The 5192-nt window shown below is 55.5% G+C and carries 8 protein-coding genes; all 8 read right to left on the reverse strand.

Annotation, left to right across the window (positions count from 1 at the left end):
* Positions 1 to 66: 66 nt before the first annotated feature.
* Positions 67 to 564: a hypothetical protein gene (locus IPH10_10795; GenBank protein ID MBK6911397.1), complete on the reverse strand. Its 498-nt coding sequence runs from the start codon at positions 562 to 564 to the stop codon at positions 67 to 69.
* Positions 565 to 868: 304 nt separating this feature from the next.
* Positions 869 to 1522 carry a hypothetical protein gene (locus tag IPH10_10800; GenBank protein MBK6911398.1) on the reverse strand — a complete coding sequence of 218 codons (654 nt, stop codon included), beginning with the start codon at positions 1520 to 1522 and terminating at the stop codon, positions 869 to 871.
* Between the two features lie 174 nt (positions 1523 to 1696).
* Positions 1697 to 1990 (reverse strand): hypothetical protein, encoded by a 294-nt coding sequence (locus tag IPH10_10805; protein ID MBK6911399.1) that lies wholly within the window; start codon positions 1988 to 1990, stop codon positions 1697 to 1699.
* Positions 1987 to 2799 carry a hypothetical protein gene (locus tag IPH10_10810; protein ID MBK6911400.1) on the reverse strand — a complete coding sequence of 271 codons (813 nt, stop codon included), beginning with the start codon at positions 2797 to 2799 and terminating at the stop codon, positions 1987 to 1989. Before IPH10_10810 ends, IPH10_10805 begins: the two co-directional genes overlap by 4 nt.
* Positions 2800 to 2811: 12 nt before the next feature.
* Positions 2812 to 3180 carry a hypothetical protein gene (locus IPH10_10815; protein ID MBK6911401.1) on the reverse strand — a complete coding sequence of 123 codons (369 nt, stop codon included), beginning with the start codon at positions 3178 to 3180 and terminating at the stop codon, positions 2812 to 2814.
* Positions 3181 to 3354, reverse strand: coding sequence for a hypothetical protein (locus IPH10_10820; GenBank protein ID MBK6911402.1), 174 nt, complete (start codon positions 3352 to 3354; stop codon positions 3181 to 3183).
* 1 nt (position 3355) lies between these two features.
* Positions 3356 to 3763 carry a hypothetical protein gene (locus tag IPH10_10825; protein MBK6911403.1) on the reverse strand — a complete coding sequence of 136 codons (408 nt, stop codon included), beginning with the start codon at positions 3761 to 3763 and terminating at the stop codon, positions 3356 to 3358.
* A gap of 5 nt (positions 3764 to 3768) precedes the next feature.
* Positions 3769 to 4623, reverse strand: coding sequence for a hypothetical protein (locus tag IPH10_10830; GenBank protein ID MBK6911404.1), 855 nt, complete (start codon positions 4621 to 4623; stop codon positions 3769 to 3771).
* Between the last annotated feature and the right edge of the window lie 569 nt (positions 4624 to 5192).

Consider the following 5192-nt stretch of genomic DNA (forward strand, 5'->3'; position numbering starts at 1 on the left):
CCTGCGGCCTGCGGAGCAGTTTCGATCATGCTCTGTGTGGCCTCGGTCTCGGCTTTTTGCTGCCGTTCAGCTTCCATCATATCGCGAGACTTGATGCCTTTCGCCTTCACGCCGATGTCGCGCGCGTAATCGCGGAGAAGTTCTTCCACAACGGTCGGGATTACACCCACAGCGGTCTGTGCGGGAGGCGAGGATCGACACGTACTGGATTTCCAAGTCCGCACCTTGCAACGATTGTGGTGCTTCCGGTAAGAGCCCCATTCGGTCCATAATGGCGAAGATGCGCTTGATCGCGGGGTCGAGGGCTTCGTTCTCAAACCTTTCCAACACAGGACCAAGTTGAACGAGCTTCTCTTCGCGTCGGGCGTCGATCTCCGTTGCGGTCCTGACCGTCTCCAGTTGCGAAATCATCTGGAACAGGTCGTTGTGAAAGAACTCACGGATGCGAAGCTGGACATCGCGAATGTCGGCAGACAGCTCGCCCAGGGGCGGTGCGACCTGATACGCGGGCTTAGCGCCGCCCATTTGCGAAGTACCTGAGACAAAAGTGTGACCGCCAGGCATAAACGCTGTTGGACGATGCTGAGTTGAATGTCAAGCAACATGGGCGGGCGGACCATGTAGTCGAGGGACTGGCCTTTCCGTTTCGTCTCATGCTGAAGCTGGATGACATCACCGAGAGCGTCCATTGCCGGACAGGTCCCGTAGGCGTCATTGGCGGTCAGTTCCCAACGCGGGAAGATACCGGGAAACTCGTTATAGCCTCGGGCTTGCAGCGCGATGTCCTTCGGCCCATTCGCCTCGTAGTAAACCTCGCGGAACTTGAACTTCTTCGGGACCGGGTAGTACGGGCCAAGGTTCGGTTCAATCATGTGTATGAGATCGACATCGTGGAGGCGATGTGCGCCGCCGAGTTTGAAATTGTTCGCCATTGTCCGCTGACGTTTTCGACCCCCATCCGAAACGACTTGTGGACTTTGGAGCGAAAACTCACGACAAAAATATTCACGACATGTCGATCGTCCTGGCCGAGGTAGTACTCGCCGAGGGCGTTGTTGTAACAACGGATGACGGACTCTTCGTCTTCATAAATTAACTGAGCGGCAGAACCGAAGAATACCAAGTCGATATAGGTCAGGGCGAGCGAATTGTAGAAGTTCGACTCAGCCATAATCTGCAACATGCGCCGTTCGACCTCATCGAGCCACATGCGGGCGTCGTGATCGACCTCATCTTCATACCCCGGTACACGGAGTTTGAACCACGGACGCGACGGCGAAGTGATGCCGTTCATCATTCCTGCCGCAAGAACGCGACCTGCCTTCGTGCCAGTGCCGTCCAGAATAGTTCCGTTCTTTCCGACATAACGGCGCTGCTCGTTTTTGGATGAGAGCCAAATGTAGCGTTTGGGAATGTAGTACTCTGCAAGTTCGCGCCAGACGTGCCACCACGGATACCGATCAGTACGAAGAGCACCGAGAGTGGTATCTAATTTCATGCGGTACTCTTCACTTATTTTCATGGCTATGCTCCACCCAAGAGGGTCTTTTTCTTGACCTCAGCCTTGCGCCCAACGTCGTCGGACGGGAAATCAGCGAATTGTACGCCGATGAGACTGCATCATCCGGCATGATCCGCTTCGTGTCAAGCGCACTTATGGGCATTTTGGGCGGCTTTGGGGCCTTGACTTTTGGCATCATGTGAGTAGCGCCTCCTGCGCATATGGATTGTAGTCCGGGGTGTATTGGGGAGGAAGTTCTTCACGTTCCGCTTCTGATGGTTGAAAAACATAGTAAGCGAAGGTGGTAGCAAGTGCATCAGCGAGGTTCGTGGACTTAACTCCGCGCCTACGCATCTCGTTTTTGCCCTCAAGCTGGATTTGCTCTTGCTTGTTTAAGGTATAGGTCGGAGAAGTCAACTCATCGACAAGGGTGATGTCGAGGCCCTGAATGCGATCTGGGATCGAACCTGTGACTAACCATTCCTTCATTCGACCCCAAATCTCAGCACGCTTGTTGGCGTACTTGGTTCCGTCATTGGGGTCATCATTGTCAGGGCGAGAACCAAAATCAACCGCAAAGACGGGATGCGGAGCATCTGCAGACGATCGACAACGCCACCGCCGACACCGCCTGAGTCAACCATTACAGCGATGGCATTCCAACGAAGGGCAGCGGCAGCCACACGCGCAGCGGTGCATGGTGTCGGCGCCGAAGAGGACTTCAGGCGGAATGGAAACTGCGTCCCTGCCACGACGAGCATAAATGACAGAGGGTCGTCACCGAAACGACCGACATCGACGCCGAGGATGATGGGGTCTTGAGACGGAGTTGGCGGGCGTTTTGCTGCCCTCTGTCGCGACCTCAAACGAAATGAAGCTTTCAGCGTCAACACGAGGGAAGACCCGCGCACACGAACACGGACGAAATCGGAGTCTTCGCCGTAGTCTGTGATCCACTTAGCAATTTGTGTCTTATTGGTCAGGGTGACTTCGCGTGAGTCAACGGCGCGACTGATCCAGCGATGCTCGAACCGACCTCCCTTGAAGCATTCACGAAAGCGTCCCTTGTTGCGCGTAGGATTTCCAAACACGGCCCAGATGATTTGGGTGCTGGCATCGGTCAAAGCGCCCTCAGAAACTTCCCAAATGAGATCGGGGATAGCCGAAGCCTCGTCAAACACCAGAAGAATACGCTTGCCCTTGTTATGCAGACCCGCGAAGGCTTCGGTATTCCGCTCGGACCAAGGTACCATGTCGAGTCGCCAAGTGTTTTCGTGCGCCGGGTCTTTCGAGTACAACTTGGTCGCTATTCATCCGAACATTTGCTGATGGAACAGGCGGAAAACCATTTTTGCCAACTGCGCCCACGTTTTTGTCTTCAACTGTGTTTCAGTGTTGGCAGTGACGACGCCGATAGTATCCTCGAAAGTGGACATGGCCCACAAGATCAACCATGAGACGAGTGCAGACTTGCCGACACCGTGACCTGAAGTAGTCGCGAGGTGAACAGCAGTGGCGAAGTCGACCAGACCGTTACCGAGATCTGCGAGAAGATCAGCCTGCCACTGTTCTGGCCCATCTTCATGTTCGAGGTCACCCGGCTCGCCCCACGGGAACGAAAACAATACGAACCCAAGAGGATCACTGGAGAATGGGGCCAACTCTTCAATGATGTCCACTTAGACCTCGACCGCTTTGGCTTCAATCAACTTGGACTGGAGCATACGCTTGCGCGCGGCTTCGAGCCGATCGGCGATACCGACAGTGACGTTGACCCTGTTGCGTCGTTGAGGGCCGTTGCCCGAACGATCGGCAGCGGTCTTGACGACTTCAAGCAACTGTGCGACAGACATCTTATCTACAGTCCATCATCTTCAAGTCGATCCTGAATGATGTCGAGTGCCGTCGATGCGACTTGGGCCAACTTTCATTTGTTCGAGTGAAGACGATGTCAACCTCTTCGGCATAATGGCGGATCAGGTTCTTCATCGCTGGATCGGACTGGAGGATGGAAATGCGCGACTCAGTGTAGCCAGTGATAGCGGAAATCTCTCCGGCCGACTTGCCACAGGCGAGGAGCCGGGCCAAGGTCCGGTGGCGCTCGGACAGTCGCGACAGACTCGACAATTGCTTGGGCTTTTGCACCCCACGTTCAGTTGAAAGCTTGGCGAGGTCGGTCGCTTCAAGCGGGCGGATTAAGACAGGATCAAGATCCTGCTCGACCCTGCCGTGCGTTTTAAGAATTTCTAATCCGAGTTCCATGCTTTTCACTTACAACAGATTGCCGGGAAAGTCAACCGGGTATGTATGGGGGAATAATGCCCGCGTACATATCGCAATACTGCCGGTTCCCCCGACAACGTGTTTTGACGCAAGGCGCAGACCCCTGCACGAGCGGGAATGGTCGGGGAGACATCGCCATCGTGAATCATCCTCCATAAGCGGTATGAACTGCCGTGGTCAGCGTTGAGCGCGGTCTGATTGCGCGAGCCGGTGAACAGCATGAGGTGCCGGATCGAACCGAGGAACGGAGCTGCGTTGTAGCCGTTGTGGCCCACGACAAGTTCGGTAATGTCGGGTAGCGTGGCGGACGTATCGGCGGTTCCCGCATTGGCACCGTTGACACTGGCGCGGATCGCATCGGTTTCGATGTTGGACGCCCAGGAATAGACTGTGTTGGCGGATAGGGTGGGGCCGCTGACCTGTGCCTGGGTTCCTGCGGTAATGTTAACCACCGTCCGCGCGACGCCGGACGAGAGGACAAAATGGACCGCATAGTTGTTGGCATCGGACAGCAGCCTGAACAGGCTCTGGTTCGCCCCGATGGACGTGCGCCGCGACACGCTGACCATGCAGAATGGCGCCGAGATGCCGAGGTCAGCCCATGCGATCTTGACATTGTGCGAGGCATCAACGGCGGGGATGAACCCCTTGGCATCGCCAGTCCCGAAGCTGCCGCCCGAGAAAGCCGAGAAATCGCCTTCGCCGCGGCTGGCGCCATTCCAGTAATAGCGCCGGTTGACGAAATCGAGATGCATCGACGCGCCGGTGTAGGGAAACCATTGTGGAGTAAAGTTAGCCTGCCCACTCCCGACCAAACACCCGCCGAGGCGCCGCAACATTATGGTGCCAGTGTGACGGCACACTCGTCACCCCCATTTACGACAAAGTAAACATCACTACCGGCAGGAAGCATTTTCCGTGTACCCGTTCCGGTCAACGCATTGGGGTTAGTACCGAAGGCTACGTAAACCTGTACGTCGGTTGCCACGTTGGCGACTATGTCACCGTTCTTGAGTGCGTCCGTTGGCGCCACCGCAGTGGTCTGTTGATTAGACGAAGTCGGGGTGATTGTTTCACTGACCATACTCGACGCGATGAGCGCAGGAAAGTCTTTTGCGATACGGCCAAACGTGACAGTTGTGGTTGCCATTTACTTTATTCCTTTCAGTTACGATAATCTTTATCCCGCATCTCCCGCGCGCGAACGGCGCGCCAGAAGGCGTCTTTGTTTACACGCGGGCGGTAAAGGTCCTCGATGGCGCCATAGCAGTCAGCATCGCCTTCGGCGTAACCATCATTCCAATATCGGCATGATGTGTATGAAGTTGGTTGTGGCATTGCTTAGTACCTGTTACAGAAATTGTTTGAACGAAACATGCGCCGCATCGGCCAGCGGTAGATCATGGCA

The sequence above is a fragment of the bacterium genome (genome assembly GCA_016702305.1).
Classification (GTDB): domain Bacteria; phylum Electryoneota; class RPQS01; order RPQS01; family RPQS01; genus JABWCQ01.